At 39.8% G+C, this 274-nt stretch carries 1 pseudogene; it reads left to right on the top strand.

The features are described from left to right. Window positions 1–121 (top strand): annotated as a pseudogene (locus HCU62_RS11590) (RHS repeat-associated core domain-containing protein); the annotation flags it as partial. Between the last annotated feature and the right edge of the window lie 153 nt (window positions 122–274).

The following is a 274-nucleotide window of genomic DNA, read 5'->3' as shown; positions in this document are numbered from 1 at the left end:
GCAGATTGAGATTGAGGTGATCGAAAACAATCTTCGGTTTCCGGGCCAGTATTATGATGAGGAGACCGGGCTGCATTATAATTGGCACAGGTATTATGATCCGAGTACGGGACGCTACCTCATTCTGGTAATGCTATTGATCTTAGAACCAGAGACTTAACAAATTCCTTAAAGAATCATATTGGAAATATATTACGTAAAGAGTTGGGGGATAATTATGACGTTGTTGTTGAGGACACTCATATCCACGTTGAATATGATCCACCATGTAAAT

It is taken from the genome of Dissulfurirhabdus thermomarina (assembly GCF_012979235.1).
Lineage (GTDB): Bacteria > Desulfobacterota > Dissulfuribacteria > Dissulfuribacterales > Dissulfurirhabdaceae > Dissulfurirhabdus > Dissulfurirhabdus thermomarina.
Note: the sequence above shows the minus strand (reverse complement) of the source record. Positions and strands in the feature narration are given on the sequence as shown.